This window comes from Bordetella petrii (assembly GCF_020991325.1).
Classification (GTDB): Bacteria; Pseudomonadota; Gammaproteobacteria; order Burkholderiales; family Burkholderiaceae_B; genus Bordetella_A; species Bordetella_A petrii_E.
The window spans coordinates 42,373-59,213 of record NZ_JAJMLX010000003.1 but is presented as its reverse complement, the minus strand read 5'-3'; the positions used below and the strand labels follow the sequence as shown (position 1 = coordinate 59,213).

The 16,841-nt window shown below is 62.2% G+C and carries 14 protein-coding genes, 3 tRNA genes and 1 pseudogene; 2 read left to right on the top strand and 16 right to left on the bottom strand.

The window, feature by feature from the left end:
- The 10 genes and pseudogenes from LPZ50_RS00920 to LPZ50_RS00875 form a co-directional block, all read right to left on the bottom strand.
- Nucleotides 1–76: pseudogene (locus LPZ50_RS00920) on the bottom strand (elongation factor Tu); the annotation flags it as partial.
- 52 nt (nucleotides 77–128) lie between these two features.
- Nucleotides 129–203 (bottom strand) — tRNA-Thr (locus LPZ50_RS00915).
- A 5-nt stretch (nucleotides 204–208) separates the two neighbouring features.
- Nucleotides 209–282: transfer RNA gene (locus LPZ50_RS00910), tRNA-Gly, on the bottom strand.
- A 121-nt stretch (nucleotides 283–403) separates the two neighbouring features.
- Nucleotides 404–490 (bottom strand) — tRNA-Tyr (locus LPZ50_RS00905).
- A 73-nt stretch (nucleotides 491–563) separates the two neighbouring features.
- Complete coding sequence (locus tag LPZ50_RS00900) at nucleotides 564–1,568, bottom strand: asparaginase (RefSeq protein WP_230656575.1); 1,005 nt, start codon at nucleotides 1,566–1,568, stop codon at nucleotides 564–566.
- On the bottom strand, nucleotides 1,561–2,472 hold the full coding sequence (locus LPZ50_RS00895) for a ParB/RepB/Spo0J family partition protein (RefSeq protein ID WP_230656573.1): 912 nt from the start codon (nucleotides 2,470–2,472) through the stop codon (nucleotides 1,561–1,563). Before LPZ50_RS00895 ends, LPZ50_RS00900 begins: the two co-directional genes overlap by 8 nt.
- Before the next feature lie 177 nt (nucleotides 2,473–2,649).
- A complete protein-coding gene (locus tag LPZ50_RS00890) occupies nucleotides 2,650–3,450 on the bottom strand; it encodes a ParA family protein (RefSeq protein WP_230656571.1) in 801 nt (266 codons plus the stop codon).
- Nucleotides 3,447–4,124 carry a 16S rRNA (guanine(527)-N(7))-methyltransferase RsmG gene (gene rsmG / locus LPZ50_RS00885; RefSeq protein ID WP_230656569.1) on the bottom strand — a complete coding sequence of 226 codons (678 nt, stop codon included), beginning with the start codon at nucleotides 4,122–4,124 and terminating at the stop codon, nucleotides 3,447–3,449. The genes LPZ50_RS00890 and rsmG overlap by 4 nt, the downstream gene beginning before the upstream one ends.
- On the bottom strand, nucleotides 4,121–6,040 hold the full coding sequence (gene mnmG / locus LPZ50_RS00880) for a tRNA uridine-5-carboxymethylaminomethyl(34) synthesis enzyme MnmG (protein ID WP_230656567.1): 1,920 nt from the start codon (nucleotides 6,038–6,040) through the stop codon (nucleotides 4,121–4,123). The genes rsmG and mnmG overlap by 4 nt, the downstream gene beginning before the upstream one ends.
- Before the next feature lie 1,696 nt (nucleotides 6,041–7,736).
- On the bottom strand, nucleotides 7,737–7,943 hold the full coding sequence (locus LPZ50_RS00875) for a cold-shock protein (protein WP_218371046.1): 207 nt from the start codon (nucleotides 7,941–7,943) through the stop codon (nucleotides 7,737–7,739).
- Between the two features lie 260 nt (nucleotides 7,944–8,203).
- Here LPZ50_RS00875 and LPZ50_RS00870 point away from each other — a divergent pair, with 260 nt between their 5' ends.
- Nucleotides 8,204–9,370 carry a pyridoxal phosphate-dependent aminotransferase gene (locus LPZ50_RS00870; RefSeq protein WP_230656565.1) on the top strand — a complete coding sequence of 389 codons (1,167 nt, stop codon included), beginning with the start codon at nucleotides 8,204–8,206 and terminating at the stop codon, nucleotides 9,368–9,370.
- Nucleotides 9,371–9,424: 54 nt separating this feature from the next.
- Here the strand turns inward: LPZ50_RS00870 and LPZ50_RS00865 are convergent, their stop codons facing one another.
- The 5 genes from LPZ50_RS00865 to LPZ50_RS00845 all read right to left on the bottom strand — a co-directional run bounded on the left by LPZ50_RS00865 (nucleotide 9,425) and on the right by LPZ50_RS00845 (nucleotide 14,741).
- Nucleotides 9,425–10,951 (bottom strand): tripartite tricarboxylate transporter permease, encoded by a 1,527-nt coding sequence (locus LPZ50_RS00865; protein WP_230656563.1) that lies wholly within the window; start codon nucleotides 10,949–10,951, stop codon nucleotides 9,425–9,427.
- Nucleotides 10,948–11,385: a tripartite tricarboxylate transporter TctB family protein gene (locus LPZ50_RS00860; RefSeq protein WP_230656561.1), complete on the bottom strand. Its 438-nt coding sequence runs from the start codon at nucleotides 11,383–11,385 to the stop codon at nucleotides 10,948–10,950. The genes LPZ50_RS00865 and LPZ50_RS00860 overlap by 4 nt, the downstream gene beginning before the upstream one ends.
- Nucleotides 11,386–11,489: 104 nt before the next feature.
- Nucleotides 11,490–12,485: a Bug family tripartite tricarboxylate transporter substrate binding protein gene (locus LPZ50_RS00855; RefSeq protein WP_230656559.1), complete on the bottom strand. Its 996-nt coding sequence runs from the start codon at nucleotides 12,483–12,485 to the stop codon at nucleotides 11,490–11,492.
- A gap of 116 nt (nucleotides 12,486–12,601) precedes the next feature.
- Nucleotides 12,602–14,017 (bottom strand): sensor histidine kinase, encoded by a 1,416-nt coding sequence (locus tag LPZ50_RS00850; protein WP_230656579.1) that lies wholly within the window; start codon nucleotides 14,015–14,017, stop codon nucleotides 12,602–12,604.
- Between the two features lie 46 nt (nucleotides 14,018–14,063).
- Nucleotides 14,064–14,741, bottom strand: coding sequence for a response regulator (locus LPZ50_RS00845; protein ID WP_230656557.1), 678 nt, complete (start codon nucleotides 14,739–14,741; stop codon nucleotides 14,064–14,066).
- A gap of 446 nt (nucleotides 14,742–15,187) precedes the next feature.
- Between LPZ50_RS00845 and ada the strand changes: the two genes are divergently transcribed.
- Complete coding sequence (gene ada, locus LPZ50_RS00840) at nucleotides 15,188–16,288, top strand: bifunctional DNA-binding transcriptional regulator/O6-methylguanine-DNA methyltransferase Ada (protein WP_230656555.1); 1,101 nt, start codon at nucleotides 15,188–15,190, stop codon at nucleotides 16,286–16,288.
- Here the strand turns inward: ada and LPZ50_RS00835 are convergent, their stop codons facing one another.
- Nucleotides 16,289–16,837: a DUF924 family protein gene (locus LPZ50_RS00835; RefSeq protein WP_230656553.1), complete on the bottom strand. Its 549-nt coding sequence runs from the start codon at nucleotides 16,835–16,837 to the stop codon at nucleotides 16,289–16,291. It abuts the gene before it with no gap.
- Nucleotides 16,838–16,841: the final 4 nt, after the last annotated feature.

The following is a 16,841-nucleotide window of genomic DNA, read 5'->3' as shown; positions in this document are numbered from 1 at the left end:
TTTTGCCGTGGTCAACGTGACCAATCGTACCCACGTTCACGTGCGGCTTGGTACGTTCAAACTTGCCTTTTGCCATGGCTGACTCCTGACCTGGATTGAAGCTTCTGACTATGAAGAGAACAAAAAAGTGGTGCCCATGACGCGGATCGAACGCGTGACCTCTCCCTTACCAAGGGAGTGCTCTACCACTGAGCCACATGGGCAAATCTGGAGCGGGTGAAGGGAATCGAACCCTCGTCGTAAGCTTGGAAGGCTTCTGCTCTACCATTGAGCTACACCCGCAGGCTACCCTTTCACCACTCACCCGTATTCTGCAGTGCCCACCGCGCCACAATACCGCACGGTAACGTCGGGCCTTACATTGAAATCCAGGCACGAAGCCTGGATTCGGAATATGGGTCTCTGGTGGAGGAGGTTGGATTCGAACCAACGTAGGCGCAAGGCCAACAGATTTACAGTCTGCCCCCTTTAACCACTCGGGCACCCCTCCAGCGGAGAACTAGGGATTATGGACACTTTTAAAACGGAAGTCAAATGACTCTTGGGGTTTTCGCGCCCTGGGCTCAATATTGATTGAAAAATTCCTGCAGCCGGGCCGGGTCGCGGCTAATTGACAGCCCCAGCATCAGCAAAATGCGGGCTTTCTGCGGGCTGAGCTCGCCAGCAGCGATAAAGCCGGCGGCATCGTCGTCGACTTCCACATTGCGTCCGACCCGGCCGCTGCCGGTGCGGCTGGCGCGCACCACCGCCACACCCGCTGCAGATGCCCGCTGCAAGGCCGCCAGGGCGCCGTCGGTGGCATTGCCATCGCCCACCCCGGCCAGCACCAGGCCGCTTGCGCGGGCCGCCAGGAAATCGATCAGGTCGTCCCCAAGGCCCACCCCCGCATGCACGACGTCCACCCGGGGCCATCCGGCCGCTTCCAGGGCCTGCAGCGAGAAAATGCTGTCGCGGGTATGCACGGTGTCGTTGCGCGAAAAAAAATGGGCCTGCGCGGCCCGCATCACCCCTGCCCTGCCGCGATTGGGCGACGCAAAGGCGGCAACGCCCGCGCAGGCCATTTTCTGGACCTCGCGCGCGTAATGGATGTCTTCGTTCATGACCACCAGCGGGCCGCGGCCGCGCGCGGCCGGGCAGCCGGCCAGCGCCACGGCGTGGAACAGGTTGGCGGGGCCGTCGGCGCCCGGAGCCGTGGCCGGACGCATGGCGCCCACCAACACCACAGGCTTGTCGTGGCGCGTGACCAGGCTGAGGAAATAGGCGGTTTCTTCCAGGGTGTCCGTGCCGTGCGTGACGACGATGCCATCCACCGAGGCCTCCTGGCACAGGACATCGACTCGCTGCGCCAGGGCGGCCCAGACGGCATGCGTCATGTTCTGGCTGCCGACGCTGGCCACCTGCCCGGCCTGTATGCGCGCCAGTTGGGCCAGGCCGGGTACCGCGGCCAGCAGGTGTTCGACAGACAATGCGCCCGCGCGGTAGGCATGCGAAGCATGCGCGGATTGCGCCCCGGCAATGGTACCGCCCGTCGCCAATACGGCTATGGTCGGCAGCCGGCGGTCAGGCATCCAGAACCCCGGACAGGCCCTGCCGTTCAAGCAGGGAATTCAGGTGTTCCCAGCCATGGAAGTCGATAACGATCTGGCCTTTTTCGCGGCTGCCCACTTTCAGGGCCACGCGGGTGCCCAACTGGTCGGACAAGGCTTCTTCGAGACGGGTGACGTCGCGCGACGCGCCATTGGTTTTCTTGCGCGGTGCGGTTTCCGATTCTTTGGCGGCCTTGGCCACCAGTTTCTCGGCCTCGCGCACCGACAGGCGCTTGGCGATGACCTGGTTGGCCAACTGGATCTGCACGGCGGCTTCGACGGCCAGCAACGCGCGCGCGTGGCCCATGTCGATATCGCCGGCCAGAAGCATGGTTTGCACCGGCGTGGCCAGATTCATCAGGCGCAGCAGATTGCTGGTAGCCGAGCGCGAACGGCCTATGGCCTGGGCGGCCTGCTCGTGGGTAAGGCCGAATTCGTCCAGCAGGCGGCGCACGCCGTGGGCTTCTTCAAGCGGGTTGAGATCTTCGCGCTGGATGTTCTCGATCAGCGCCATCACGGCGGCGTTCTCGTCGGCCACCTCGCGCACCAGCACGGGCACTTCTTTCAGCCCGGCCAACTGCGCGGCACGGAAGCGGCGTTCGCCGGCAATGATTTCATAGTGGCCGGGGTCGTCGCCCAGTGCGCGCACCAGGATGGGCTGCATGATGCCCTGTGTGCGTATGGATTCGGCCAGTTCGTTCAGGGCGCCCTCGTCCATGCGCGTGCGCGGCTGATACTTGCCGGCGCGCATCTTGGTGACGGGCAGTGTAGAAGGTGGGCCCTCGGGCTTGGCGGATGCCTTGCTGATGTTGTCGATGGCAGGTCCGTCCGCGCCGAGCAGGGCGTCCAGCCCCCGGCCTAGTCCCTTGGGTTTCTTGGTAGCCATGTCGAGTAATCCTTTTACAACTTTCTATTCTTGCTGCGACTTTCCCCTTGGCCGCATACGTGTCCGCCTGCTTGGCCGGACCATCCGTTGGGCGCAAACTGGGACGATACGCCTGGCCGCGAATACGGCGCACATGTGGATAACCCCAACTTGCCGATTCGGGCAGCCATGCTGGGGTCAGTCCATGGTTTCGACGCGCTTGACCATTTCGGCGCCGAAGGAAATGTAGGCCTGGGCTCCGCGCGAAGCCTGGTCGTACACCACGCCCGGCAAACCATAGCTGGGCGCCTCGGCCAGGCGCACGTTGCGCGGGATAACGGTGGAAAACACCTTGTCGCCAAAATGCGATTCAAGCTGGGCAGACACTTGCTGCTGCAGCGTCATGCGCGGGTCGAACATGACACGCAACAAGCCGATCAGGCGCAGGTCGTCATTGATATTGCGATGCACGCGCTTGATGGTGTTGACCAGGTCGGAAAGCCCTTCCAGGGCGAAGTATTCGCACTGCATGGGAATGATGACGCCATGGGCGGCGGCCAATCCGTTGAGCGTCAGCAGCGACAGCGTGGGAGGGCAGTCGATCAGGACAAAGTCGTATTGTTCGATGACTTCGTCGATGGCCATCTTCAACTGGCGTTCCCGTTCTTCCATGGTGACCAGGTCGATCTCGGCGCCGGACAGTTCGCGGTTGGCAGGCAGCACGTCGTAGCCGCCGGCCTCGGAGCGCACGCGCGCCTGTTCGATGCTGGATTCGCCGATCAGCACTTGGTATAGATTGGATTCCAGGGTGCTTTTATCGATGCCGCTGCCCATGGTGGCATTACCCTGGGGATCGAGGTCGACCAGCAGCACGCGCTTGCCATGCGTGGCCAGGCCCGCGGCCAGATTGATGGCGGTGGTGGTTTTGCCCACGCCGCCCTTCTGGTTCGCAATGCAGAATACGCGGGAAACAGGCTTGCGGGGCGATGTGGTGTTCATAGAGTTCCTTGACTGCGGCGCATCCAGATCAGGCAGCGTTGCGCATCCAGCGTGGGCACCTGCAGCGCCTGGATGTCGTGCACCTGCCATTCACCCTGCTCATGCAGGGCCTGTATCTCGTCTTGCGGGACCTTCCCTTTCATGGCGACGAGCGTACCATCGTTGCGAACGTGGCGACCGGCCAACGCCGCAAAATCCTTGAGCGAAGCAAACGCGCGTGAAATGACCACGTCGCTATCCGCGGGCGGGAGATCTTCCACGCGCGCATGCAGGGCCCGCAGATTGGGCAGCGACAAGGCGCCGGACATCTGGCGCACGAATGCCATCTTTTTTTCTACCGCGTCCACGCAGTTGACCTGCCAGCCTGGCCGAAGAATGGCAAGCACGACCCCGGGCAGCCCTCCGCCCGATCCGATGTCGTACACGGCCGCCGGCCCCGCTTCATTCAACACACGTCCCAATGGGTTAACGACACTCAGGCTGTCGAATAAATGCTGCACCAGCATCTGTTCCGGGTCGCGGATGGCGGTGAGATTGTAGGTACGGTTCCAGCGCTGCATCTGGGCCAGGTAGGCCAGCAGTTTTTCCGCCCGCGCGTTATCCACAGGCAGGTCCAGTGCCTGACAGGCCTGTGCCAGCCGCGACGCCAGGCCGGAGTCCGGCGCGGGGCTCATGCGGCTTGTTTGCGCGAGCCGTAGTGCAGGCGCTTCAGGTGAATAAGCAGCAATGAAATCGCGGCGGGCGTCACGCCAGAAATACGCGCGGCTTGCCCGATGGTTTCGGGGCGGTGGTCTTTGAGTTTCTGGCGCACTTCAAACGACAGGCTGGTGACCGCGTCGTAGTCGATGTCGGCTGGAATGCGCTGCTGTTCATGCGCCAGGTGTTTTTGCACTTCGTCCTGCTGGCGGGCGATGTATCCGGCGTACTTGACCTGGATCTCGACCTGTTCCGCCAAGATGTCGTCCGCCGCCACGCCCGGGCCAGCCAGCAGGCTGCCGTCGACATTGCGCGCCGCCATCAACGTGGCATAGGACACCGCAGGCCGCTTGAGTAAATCTGATAGTGAGTACTCACGTTCAATAGGTTTGCCCAACAAAGGCTCGGCCGCCTCGGCGGGAAAGCTGCGAGGATTCACCCAGGTGGATTTCAGGCGCTCGACTTCCGCCGCCACGGCATCGCGCTTGCGGCTGAATGCATCCCAGCGCGCATCATCCACCAACCCCAGCTTGCGTCCGATTTCGGTCAAGCGTAGGTCGGCATTGTCTTCACGCAGGCTGAGCCGATATTCCGCTCGCGAGGTGAACATGCGGTAGGGCTCGGTAACGCCGCGCGTGACCAGGTCATCCACCAATACCCCCAGATAGGCTTCGTCGCGGCGTGGCGTCCAGGCCTCGCGCTGCAGTGCCTGCAACGCGGCATTGGCCCCCGCCAGCAAGCCCTGGGCGGCGGCTTCTTCATAGCCAGTGGTGCCGTTGATCTGGCCAGCGAAGAACAGGCCGGCAATTGCCTTGGTTTCCAGCGTGCTTTTCAGCGCACGGGGGTCGAAGTAGTCATACTCGATGGCGTAGCCGGGCCGGAGGATGTGGGCGTTTTCCAGGCCAGGCAGGGAATGGATCAAATCCCACTGCACGTCGAAGGGCAAGCTGGTGGATACGCCGTTCGGGTAAACCTCGTGCGTGTCCAGACCTTCTGGCTCTAGAAAGACCTGGTGCGACGCCTTGTCGGCAAAGCGATGGATCTTGTCTTCGATGGATGGGCAGTAGCGCGGCCCCACCCCTTCGATGACGCCGCTGTACATGGGCGAACGATCCAGCCCGCCCCGGATGATGTCATGGGTACGGGCGTTGGTATGGGTGATCCAGCAGGGTAGTTGCCGCGGGTGCATGGCAGCATTGCCCATGAACGAGAATACCGGCATCGGGTTCAGATCGCCGGGTTGCTCCTCCAGCGCGCTGTAGTCGATGGTGCGCCCGTCGATGCGAGGCGGCGTGCCGGTTTTCAAACGGCCTTGCGGCAATTTTAGTTCTTTTAGCCGCTGGCCCAGGCTGATGGCCGGTGGATCACCCGCGCGCCCGCCCGAATAGTTTTGCAGCCCCACGTGGATCAGGCCGTTCAGGAAAGTGCCCGCTGTCAGCACTACCGAACGTGCCCGGAACTTCAGGCCTATCTGGGTAACCGCGCCGACCACATGGTCGCCTTCAACCATCAGATCGTCCACCGCCTGCTGGAAAATCCACAGATTGGGCTGATTTTCCAACCGGCTGCGTATGGCCTTGCGATACAGCACCCGGTCTGCCTGTGCACGCGTGGCACGCACGGCGGGGCCCTTCGAACCGTTAAGAATGCGGAACTGGATCCCCGCCTCGTCCGTGGCGATGGCCATGGCGCCACCCAAGGCATCGACCTCTTTGACCAGGTGCCCCTTGCCTATGCCGCCAATGGACGGATTGCAGGACATCTGACCCAGGGTCTCGATGCTGTGCGTCAGCAATAGGGTTTTGGCGCCGATGCGGGCTGCGGATAACGCGGCTTCGGTGCCGGCATGTCCGCCGCCGACAACGATTACGTCAAATTCGCGGGGGTAATCCATGATGAAGAGCAAGAAAGGTGGGGGCTGGCTGGGGTCCATTATAGAGGCGACCTGATTGATGTTTCACGTGAAACATCGACAGAGTTGCAACTACTGGCGTCTGAATGGCATGGGCACAACGATGTTTCACGTGGAACATCGCGGGAACTGGTGGAAAGAAGGGTTGGAGCGTGGCTAGGGGTGTGGGGTGTCGGGCTATTCAGTTCTTACGGCGTCGGTGGGGTTGGGGGCGACGGCATCAGCTTCACGGTACCGTACGGGGCGCCCAGCGCGCCCGTGCCCGGCCCCGAGGCGCCGATGCCGTCGCCCCCAACCCCACCGACTCGCGGTTACTCAGATAAGCCACACTATCGGAACGACCATCGTTCTTGCATGCTTGCCCCAGGTTGGCGGGAAAGAAGAACATCGTGCAGGGCCGGCAACTCCAGGCGCCCTGCACGCCTGGAGTTGCCATTCGCATAGTGGTATGTGCCGGGTGTTGGTCCGGCTCACGGTGTCAAAGAACCAAGCTCACGGCAAGGGGGTGGGAGAAGTACAGCGATAACTACCTATTCGAACAGCCGACAATTGCTACAGGTGCCGGCGGGGATATAAGGTACCGCTACGCCGCGCACTATCATTCATTGCCCGCATGGGAACAAGTCGGTCGAAGCTACGTCTATGTAGGAACAGGCCTACACAGCCGTTGCCACCCCTGACTACCTGCCATTACGGGCCATCACTTGGGTCGCGGTACTTGCTGTTGTGAATGGCGAAAATCGCTGGCTAGGCGGAGTTGTTATTCATTGGGGCAGTCTGACTGGACAGGCCTGGCCCTTCGATCGACCTGACCGCTTCTGAAGCATTCGCAGCAGATGTTCGTATATGGGAGAAACTCGAGTCCAAGTACAAGTGTGCTGGGTGATTGGCACCGCGAGACAAGGATTGTCGCTAGCTCAATGCCGACGCCTGACGGCAATTGATACCCTGGGGTGTTCTACCTCAATAATGGTGCCCAGAGATGGGCGCATGTGGTGGCAAGGGCTGCACATCTACGCCCACGATGTTCCACGTGAAACATCATGCAGACAAGCAGATAGCCCTGTTGGTAGTTACGGTTACGATGGGCCGTCAAATGCTTATCAACAGCCCGCCGCGAAACCACTGGGGCGCCCCGCCGGATTGCCCATCTGGGACGGAGGGAAGCAGGCTATCCACAAAGTACCCCACAGCGGAACAGCCACTGCTGGACGCATCAAAAGATACAAAAGAAATTGGGGATATCTTTGTGAACAACTCGGACGACACTGCGCGTCCGCCCGGGTACGGAGCAGGCGTGGCGCGCGGCGCGCGTTACCGCATAGCCCAGGGAATCACCTGCATCTCCTGGGTAAGCCCCCGAAAACAAGGGAAATTTTTCGCCCCGCCTGGTTTGCGGCCTGCCGTGGCGCCCTATAGCCGATTTGCTATGAAGACAGATATACGTATAGCAGCTCTTGTGTAAAACCCGCGGGCTGGACGCCAACGAGCACCGGTACACGCCGCTGTCCGCCGTATCGGCGAAGAACTATCCACAGACTTGTTCACTCAGTTACCCACAGCCCTGGAACATGCAGGGCACGGCGGCCGTAAACGACAACGCCCCGAAGCCATGACAGCCGCGGGGCGTTGCAACCAGGGATGAAGCCCTGGTTCACGGGAAAGCGGATTTCCCGGTTTAAAGCGGGCGAATATCGGCCGCTTGAGGTCCTTTCGGACCTTCCTTGACTTCGAATTCGACTTCCTGGCCTTCGTTCAGGCTGCGGTAGCCGCGGCCCTGAATAGCCGAGAAATGCGCGAAAACGTCGGTACCGCCAGTGTCCGGCGTGATGAAGCCGAAACCTTTATCGGCGTTGAACCATTTGACCTTGCCCTTCTGAACCATTTGTGTAGCGTCCTGGTGATAAAAACGAATGCGAGTGAATCAAGGACGCCGAAGCAAAAGGGGCCTGTGCAACACTTGAATCAACTACGAAAGTCAGCATACTCACCGGTCTTGGACAAAACAAATAGTTGTTTACCCGAATGTGGCTTTTTATCCATGCATGCCCGAGGAAATATGCATGTCACCTGCGGGCATTTGTTGCCCCCGGTTAGTGGGATACTTATGCGGTTTATCCGAATCCTTTCCGCTGCTTCCTGCCCATGATCCGATCTAAATTGCCCGACGTCGGCACCACCATTTTCACCGTAATGAGCCGATTGGCCCTGGAACACAAGGCCATCAACCTGGGGCAGGGCTTCCCCGATTTCGACCCGGATCCGCGCCTGTGCGAACTGGTGTCGCGCGCCATGGCCGAGGGCCACAACCAGTACCCCTACATGCCGGGCGTGGCCCCCCTGCGACAAGCCATTGCCGACAAGGCCCAGGCCCTGTACGGCCGTGCCTACGACCCCGAAACCGAAATTACCGTCACCAGCGGCGCCACCGAAGCCCTAATGGCCACGGTGCTGGCAGCCGTCAGCGCCGGCGATGAAGTGGTGGTTATCGAACCTTGCTACGACTCGTACCTGCCGGCCATCCGCCTGGCTGGCGGCACCGCCGTGCCTGTACCCTTGCGCGCCCCAACCCCGGAAGACCCGTATTACCGCATCGACTGGCAACGCGTGCGCGACGCCATCAACTCGCGCACGCGCCTGCTGATGCTTAACTTTCCGCACAATCCCACGGGAGCGGTGCTGGATGACAGCGACCTGGATGCGCTGGAAAACATAGTGCGCGACACCGGCATTCTGCTGTTGTCGGACGAAGTGTATGAACATATTGTGTTCGACGGCCAACCGCACGCCAGCCTGGCCAGGCGGCCGCTGCTGGCCGAACATGCGTTCGTCATTTCATCGTTCGGCAAGACGTACCACACCACCGGCTGGAAAATCGGCTATTGCTGTGCGCCGCGCCAGCTCAGTGCCGAACTGCGCAAGGTGCACCAGTTCATGGTGTTCACGGTGTCTTCGCCCATGCAGTTCGCCCTGGCCGAATTCATGCGCGACCCCGAACCCTATCTGGGCCTGCCGGCGTTCTACCAGGCCAAGCGTGATCGCCTGGCGGCCGGCCTGGCCAAGACCCGCTTCAAACCTTTGCCCAGCCCCGGCACGTTTTTCATGCTGGCCGACTACAGCGCCATCTCGAAACAATCGGAAGCCGACTTCGCACGCGACCTGACCTTGCAGCATGGCGTCACCGTTATTCCAGTGTCGGCGTTTTATCAGCACCCGGAAGCCGAGGCATCAAACCACGGCCTGGTGCGTTTCTGCTTCGCCAAGAAAGACGCCACGCTGGATGACGCCATTGCGCGCCTGGTCCATGTATAAAAAAAGGGGCCGGATGGGTTGCAACCCACCGGCCCGAAGTTGAGCACCAAGTGCTCAGGCGGCAGTAGTCCGTGCCTGCCGGCGTTCGCGTAGTTTGCGCAGCGACTGCGGCACGATCACGACCGCCGCGGCGGCAATCCACAAACCTATCGATACCGAGCTGGAATACAGCACGGCGACATCGCCGTTGGTAATGGACAGCGCGCGGCGCAAGTTCTGCTCCATCATGTCGCCCAGCACCACGCCCAGCACCAAGGGCGCCATGGGCACGCCGAACTTGCGCAGAAAGTACCCGATGGTGCCGATGCCCACCACCAGCAGCAGGTCGAAAGTGCCCGAATTGATGGCATAGACGCCGATGTAGCTGATGCTGAGAATGCCCGGCACCATTAGCCAGCCAGGCACCGACAGCACCTTGGAAAACACGCGCACCATGGGCACGTTCATCAGGAACAGCAGCACGTTGGCGATGAACAGCGATGCAATCAGGCCCCAGACCAGCTCGGGCTTGGAATCGAACAGCACAGGCCCAGGCGTGATGTTGTACAGCGTCAGCGCACCCATCATGACCGCGGTGGTTCCAGACCCAGGTACACCCAGCGTCAGCATGGGCACAAACGAGCCGATGGCCGAAGCAGTGGCGGCCGATTCGGGCGCCACCAGGCCGCGCATATCGCCCTTGCCGAACTTGGCGTCGGGATCCTTGTTCTCGATGATGCGCTTTTCCTGCGAATACGCCACCGCGGCAGCCACGCTGGCCCCCGCGCCAGGCAGCACGCCCACGCCGAAGCCCACGAACGAACTGCGCACAATACTCCACCAGGTGAAGGCCAGTTCCTTCATGTTGAACAGCTTGCGGCCGCTGGGCTTGACCTCGACACTGTGGCCAGCCACGACTTTCTCCAGCATTTCCAGCATCTCGGCCACGGCGAACAAGGCAATCACCACCACCACGAAGTCGATACCGTCAGACAAATGCACCGATTCGAATGTGTAGCGATACACCCCCGAATTAGCGTCGACGCCTATCACCGATATGCCCAGCCCTATCATGGCGGCCAGCACGCCCTTGATGGGCTGCTTGCCCAGCAGGCTGGTCAGGCAGCAGAACGCAAACACCATCAGCACGAAGTATTCGGCCGGCCCGAACGCCAGCGCCCAGCGGGCCAGCAGGGGCGCCAGCAGGATGATGCCGGTAACCGACACAATGGCCCCCACGAACGCCGAGGCGGCAGACAGGGACAGCGCCACGTTGGCCATGCCCTGGCGCGCCAGGGGATAGCCGTCCAGCGTGGTCATGATGGCGCTGGCTTCACCCGGGACGTTCAACAGGATGGATGTGATGCGTCCCCCATATTCTGCACCCACGTAGACCGCGGCCAACAGGATCAGGGCGGTTTCCGGAGGCAGGTTCATCGCAAAGGCGATGGGTATCAACATGGCCACGCCGTTGATGGGCCCCAGGCCCGGCAGGACGCCGACCATGGTGCCGATGAAAGAACCGATCGCGGCCACCAACAGGTTGGTGAGCGAGAACGCGACACCAAAACCAATGGCCAAATGATCCAGCACAGCGCTCATAGCAAGTCTCCCAGCAGGCCGGCGGGCAGGACGACATCCAGCGCCTTGTCGAACAACAGAAAGAAGAAGATGCCCATGGCCAGGCCGCCCACTGCGCACTTCAACCACGAGCCGCCGAACAGCCGGCCCACGAATACCGTCATCAGCGCCGTGGCAATGACGAATCCCAGCCACTGGAACAGGAATGCGTAGCCTGCGGCGCACAGCACCATCAGCCCGATGCGGGCATTGGCCCCGGGCGAGTTGGCTTCGATGGGATTGCCTCCCTTGACGGCCAGGCGCAGGCCGCACAGGCCGATGATCAGCGCCACCAGCATGGGGAAGGCGCGCGGCCCCACGGGTTCGTAGGCAAAGGGGGCTTCAATGTCCCAGCCCGCCCACGTCATGAAGGCGGCCAGGATCAGGGCCAGGATGCCCAAAGTTCGATCATTCATGATCCAGTTTCCGGTAGATCGGGAGAAACCGCCGCCGGCCCGGCATGGCGGCCGGCAGCGCGTACGGCGTGGAAACAGGGCGGGCGGAACGCGCCGCCCCCTGCTTATTTCTTGACCAGTCCGAAGCTGTCGGCCAGTTCGTAGTACTTCTGCACACGTTCCTTCACGTAGGCGTCCAGTTCGGCGCCCGTTTTATTGAACGGGAACAACCCCTGCTGCTCGCGCAACTTGGCGTATTCGGGGGAGGCCATGGTCTTGTTGAACGCATCTACCCAGAATTGGTAGTCTTTGTCGGACACTTTGGGGCCTACGTAGAAGCCGCGGATGATGGGCCAGTCGATGTCGTAGCCCTGTTCCTTCGCGGTGGGCACCGAATTCAGCTTGCCCGGCAGGCGTTCGCTATTGAACACCGCCAGCACGCGGATGGGCGCGCCGCCTTCCAGCATGGTGAATGCCTCGGCGGCATCGCCCATGTAGGCCTGGATATGGCCGCCGCGCAACGCCGTCACGGCTTCGCCACCGCCTTCGAACGCCACAAAGCGCATCTTGCGGAAATCTACGCCGGCCGCCTTGGCCGTCAGGGCGGCCTTCATCCAGTCCTGGCTGCCCACCGTGCCGCCTGCACCCAACACGATCTTGGTGGGATCCTGCTTGAAGGCCTCCATTAGGCTTTTCAGGTCGGTATAGGGCGAATCGTTGCGCACCACGGCCACGCCGTAATCGGTGCCGATGCCGGCCAGCCAGCGCACGTCGTTGACGTTGTACTTGCCGAACTTGCCCTGCGCCAGGTTCAACAGCGACCCGCCCGAGAACGCCACGATGGTGCCGGGCTCGTCAGGATGCTGGGCCACCACGTTGTTGTATGCCACGGCGCCGATGCCGCCCGGCATGTACACGATGCGCATCGGTTCTTTCAAGGCGCCGCTTTGCTTCAGGCCTTCGGTGGCCAGCCGGCAGGTCAGGTCGAATCCGCCGCCAGGCTGTGCGGGTGCAATGCATTCGGGCCGGCGCGGTTCTTCGGCGGCCTGTGCGGCCATGCCCATGAACAGCGCACATGCGCCTACAACCGCCGCCAGGCGGGCTTTCAGAAGGGTATGCATCTTGCGGTCTCCGTGAATCGCTTTTTAGATGTCGTATTAGGCGGACCGGATCACGCACGATGCGTGCACCTGGCCAACGGATCGAACCGTACCGAACCCAGGCTTTCCGGAACCTTTCAGATTCCGGCGATTTCGTGCCGCGATGCAGCATTCGGGAAGGAATTAAGGGTAAACACCAATGCCGCACGCAAGCCCGGCGCGGGGCTGCGGTTTTCCAGCACCATCGTGCCGCCATGGATTTCGACGATAGTGCCGACGATGGCCAGGCCCAGTCCGGCGCCCGGCTTGTTCTTGCCGGCCGCGCCGCGGCGGAACCGGACGCTGGCCCGGGCGATGTCCTCGGCCGGCATGCCCGGGCCGCTGTCTTCCACGGTGACCCGGGCATGGCGCTCGTCGCCGTAGACGCGCACCGTGACCTGGCTGGCGGGCGCCGTATAGCGAATGGCGTTATCCACCAGGTTGCTGAGGGCTTCGCGCAATAACCAGTCGACGCCCTGGATGCATACCGGCAGGCTGGAAGCCTCGAGGCCCAGGTCTAGCTGGCGGGCACGGGCGGCCGGCAGCAGGCTGCGTATAACCCCCTGCGCCACCTCGGCAAGGTCGACCCGCTCGGATGCCAGCCCGCCTTCGGTCAGCGACGCATCCTTGGCGCGCGCCAGCGCCAGCATCTGGTTGGTGGTGCGTACCGCGCGGTCCAGCCCCTCTTGCATGGCCTGCAAAACCTGCCGGACTTCCTGGGGGTCGGATTCGCGCAAGGCGTAGGCCGTTTGCGTACGCAAAACAGACAACGGCGTGCGCAACTGGTGCGAGGCATCGTCCAGGAACTGCCGCTGCAGCCTCGCCTGGGCCGCAAAACGCGCCGTATGGAGATTTACGGCGTCCACCAAGGGGGTGACCTCCCTGGGGATGTCTGGCGCGTCTATGGGGCTTAAATCGTCCACCGGGCGCCGCTCGACTTCGCGGCGCAGCCGTTCCAGGGGACGGACCGCCATGAATACGCTCCACACCACGACCAGCACCACGATGAGAATCACCACGATATCGCGTTCCACGGAGCGCAGCAGCGCCCTGTGGAGAAAGTCCTGGCGCGATTCCAGGGTCTCCGCCACCTGCACCACCACCCGGCCGCCCACGTCGTTGTACAGCGGCGGATCCATGGGACGCGCCATGGCGCCCACCCGCAGGGGAACTCCCTGGTATTCGGCATAGAAGAACTGGGGTTGCCCCGAAATCAGGGGCTTGTCCGGCAGGGGCAGGCCGGGGCTGCCTATTTCGGCCAGCCCGTCTTCAGTGGCCACCCGGTAATACACACTGCCGTTGGCCGTGAGTTCAAAAAACTCCAGCATCAGATACGGCTGCTCCATGGCCAGGCCGCCGCTGGCTGTGGATATGTTGTGGTCGATGGAACGCAGGGCGCCCAGGAGAGAACGGTCGTACGCCGTATCCACCTGGTTGCGCAACTGGTGGTTGGATAGCCACAGCGCCGCCAGCATGATGCAGACCAGGGCGGGAATCAGCCACCAGAGCAGCAGCGACCTGAGTTTCCGATGGCGCGCCCGCCCTGGCGGCCTGGCCTGGCTATTGCCCAAGAATAGCCTCCAGGCAATAGCCCATACCGCGCAGCGTGACGATCTGCACGCCCGTGTCTGCCAGTTTTTTGCGCAGCCGGTGGACAAGGACTTCGACGGCTTCCAGGTTGACATCCGAATCATCGGTCTGGATGCGGTCGAGAATCTGCTGCTTGGTCATGGGTTCGCCGCTGCGTTGGATAAGTACGCGCAGTACAGCATGTTCTCGGGGGGAAAGCTGCAAGGGCTGCCCATGGACGGTGAAACGTTGCGCAGACGTATCCAGCATCAGGTGGCCCAGCGCCAGGCGGGGATGCTCGCGTCCCCGGCTGCGGCGGATCAAGGCTGTCAACCTGGCCTCCAGCTCTTCCAGCACGAATGGCTTGGGCAAAAAGTCATCGGCGCCTTCGTGCAGCGTGCCCACTCTTTCGGCCAGGGAATCGCGCGCGGTCAGTACCAGCACCGGGGTACGGTCGTCGCGTGCCCGGATCCTGGACAGCAGGGTATGGCCGTCCATTCCGGGCAAGCCCAGGTCCAGGATCACCGCATCGAATTCTTCCATGGCCAGGCGGCGCTCGGCCAACAGGCCGTCGTCGGCCCATTCCACCACAAAGCCGGCGTGCCGGGCCAGGCTGCGCGACAGCCATCTTGCCAGTTCGGCTTCGTCTTCTATAAGCAGGATACGCATGACCAGGATTTTGGCATTGGCGGGGCGCTGGTAGGGCAGAACTGTTTTTTCTCTTCTTTTCTTCTATATATAAAGACTAATGATTAATAGAGCCTGTGGACAACTGCATCAACTCAAAAAAGCCCAACGAATTCATTTGCTTGGCGGGATTTTTGGCTGTGCAAGACGTCTGTGTGGATAACTGGACTGACTTGAACAACTTTTTTGGCAACCTTGAAAACCGGGTTTGTTCAACTTGGCTCCACATCCTGTGCACAGTGCCGCTACTTAGAGGTTATCCACAGGCGGGTTTGGGGTGGGATGCGGCTTCATTTATGAGGGTGAATACTTACTTCAATATGCCTCGGGCCGGTAGGGGCCGTGACGGAATTCAAGCGCAAGAGACAGAGTTCTTGCGCTTGAATTCCGTACTACATTGGACTGGTCGATACTCCGCGGAAGCCGCCATGATTCTTGCCCATTCCGGGTCGCCCGTGCCTGATACCGCCAACTACGCCACAGAAGATGCCCGCTGGCTGGCGGTATGCCTGCGCGATGCGCAAGCTGACGGACATTTCGTCTACGGTGTGCGCACGACAGGCGTATATTGCCGGCCCAGCAGTTCAGCCCGCCTGCCGCGCCGCGAGAACGTGGAATTCTTTGATACCGCGGCAGCGGCCGAAGCCGCCGGTTATCGCGCCAGCCGGCGGCCGGCGGCGGACCGCAGCAGCGCGGCGGCGCGCCGGGCCCAGTTGGTGGAACAGGCATGCCGCCGGATAGAGCAGGCGGAAACCCCGCCCACCCTGGACGAGTTGGCCGGCCAGGCCGGCCTCAGCGCATTTCATTTTCATCGCGTGTTCAAGGCCGAAACGGGGCTGACACCCAAGGCCTACGCCGATGCGCATCGCGCGGCGCGCCTGCGCAACGAGCTGGGTGAAGCCCAGACCGTGACCCAGGCAATCTATGACGCCGGGTTCAACTCCAATAGCCGCTTTTATGAAGCATCGGCCGGCCTGCTGGGCATGCAGCCGCGCGACTATCGTGCTGGCGGGCGCAATGTGGATATCCAGTTTGCGGTGGCTCAGTGCGCGCTGGGAGCGATTCTGGTGGCGCGCAGCGAAACAGGAATATGCGCCATTTCGCTGGGAGATGACCCCGATCAATTGGTGCAGGCCCTGCAAGACCGTTTTCCCAAGGCGCGGCTGCGCGCGGCGGATTCGGGTTTCGAGCAGCAGGTTGCCCAGGTAGTGGGTTTCGTGGAAGCGCCGGCGCTGGGGCTGAACCTGCCGCTGGACGTGCGCGGCACCGCGTTCCAGCAGCGCGTCTGGCAGGCGCTGCGCGAGGTGCCTGCTGGCGCCACAGTCAGTTACGCCGACATCGCCAACCGCATCGGCGCGCCGCGGGCCGTGCGCGCCGTGGCCCAGGCCTGCGGTGCCAATCCGTTGGCGGTGGCCATTCCCTGCCATCGCATTGTCAGGCGTGACGGCGACATATCAGGCTATCGGTGGGGTGTCGAGCGCAAACTGGAATTGCTGCGGCGCGAAGCCGCCACCGAACCGGGCGAATAATCAGCCGGCAAAGCCGCCTTCGTCCAGGAAGGCCTGCTCGTCAGGGCTGGTTTGCCGCCCCAGCAAGGCATTGCGATGGGGAAAGCGGCCGAAGCGCTCGACGATGCGCTGGTGATCCACGGCGTGATACAGCCAGGGCTCGCCCAGCGCCCGGTGCAGCGCCACGGATTGACGCTGGTCGTCAGCGTTCTCGGAGTGCGACAGCGGTAAATAGCAGAACACCCGCAACTGGCTTTCGATATCGGCATCGCGACCGGCCTGGATCATGCGCCGCGCGAAATAACGCGCCAAGGGATCGGTGGCGTACATGTGCCCCGTGCCCCGGAAGGCATTGCGGGGCAACTGATCCAGCAGAATCAACAAGGCCAGCGTGCCGTAGGCGGTGTCTTCCCAGTGGTCCAGTTCGCGCCGCGCCGCGGCCATGTGCAGGTCCAGGTAGCGGTCACGAAACCCGCGATCGAAAGCCTCGTCTTTCTTGAACCAGCTGTCCATGCCGGCATCGCGCCAGAACGCCACCACGGCGTCCGGTTCGTTGGGGGTCGTGCTCATGAAG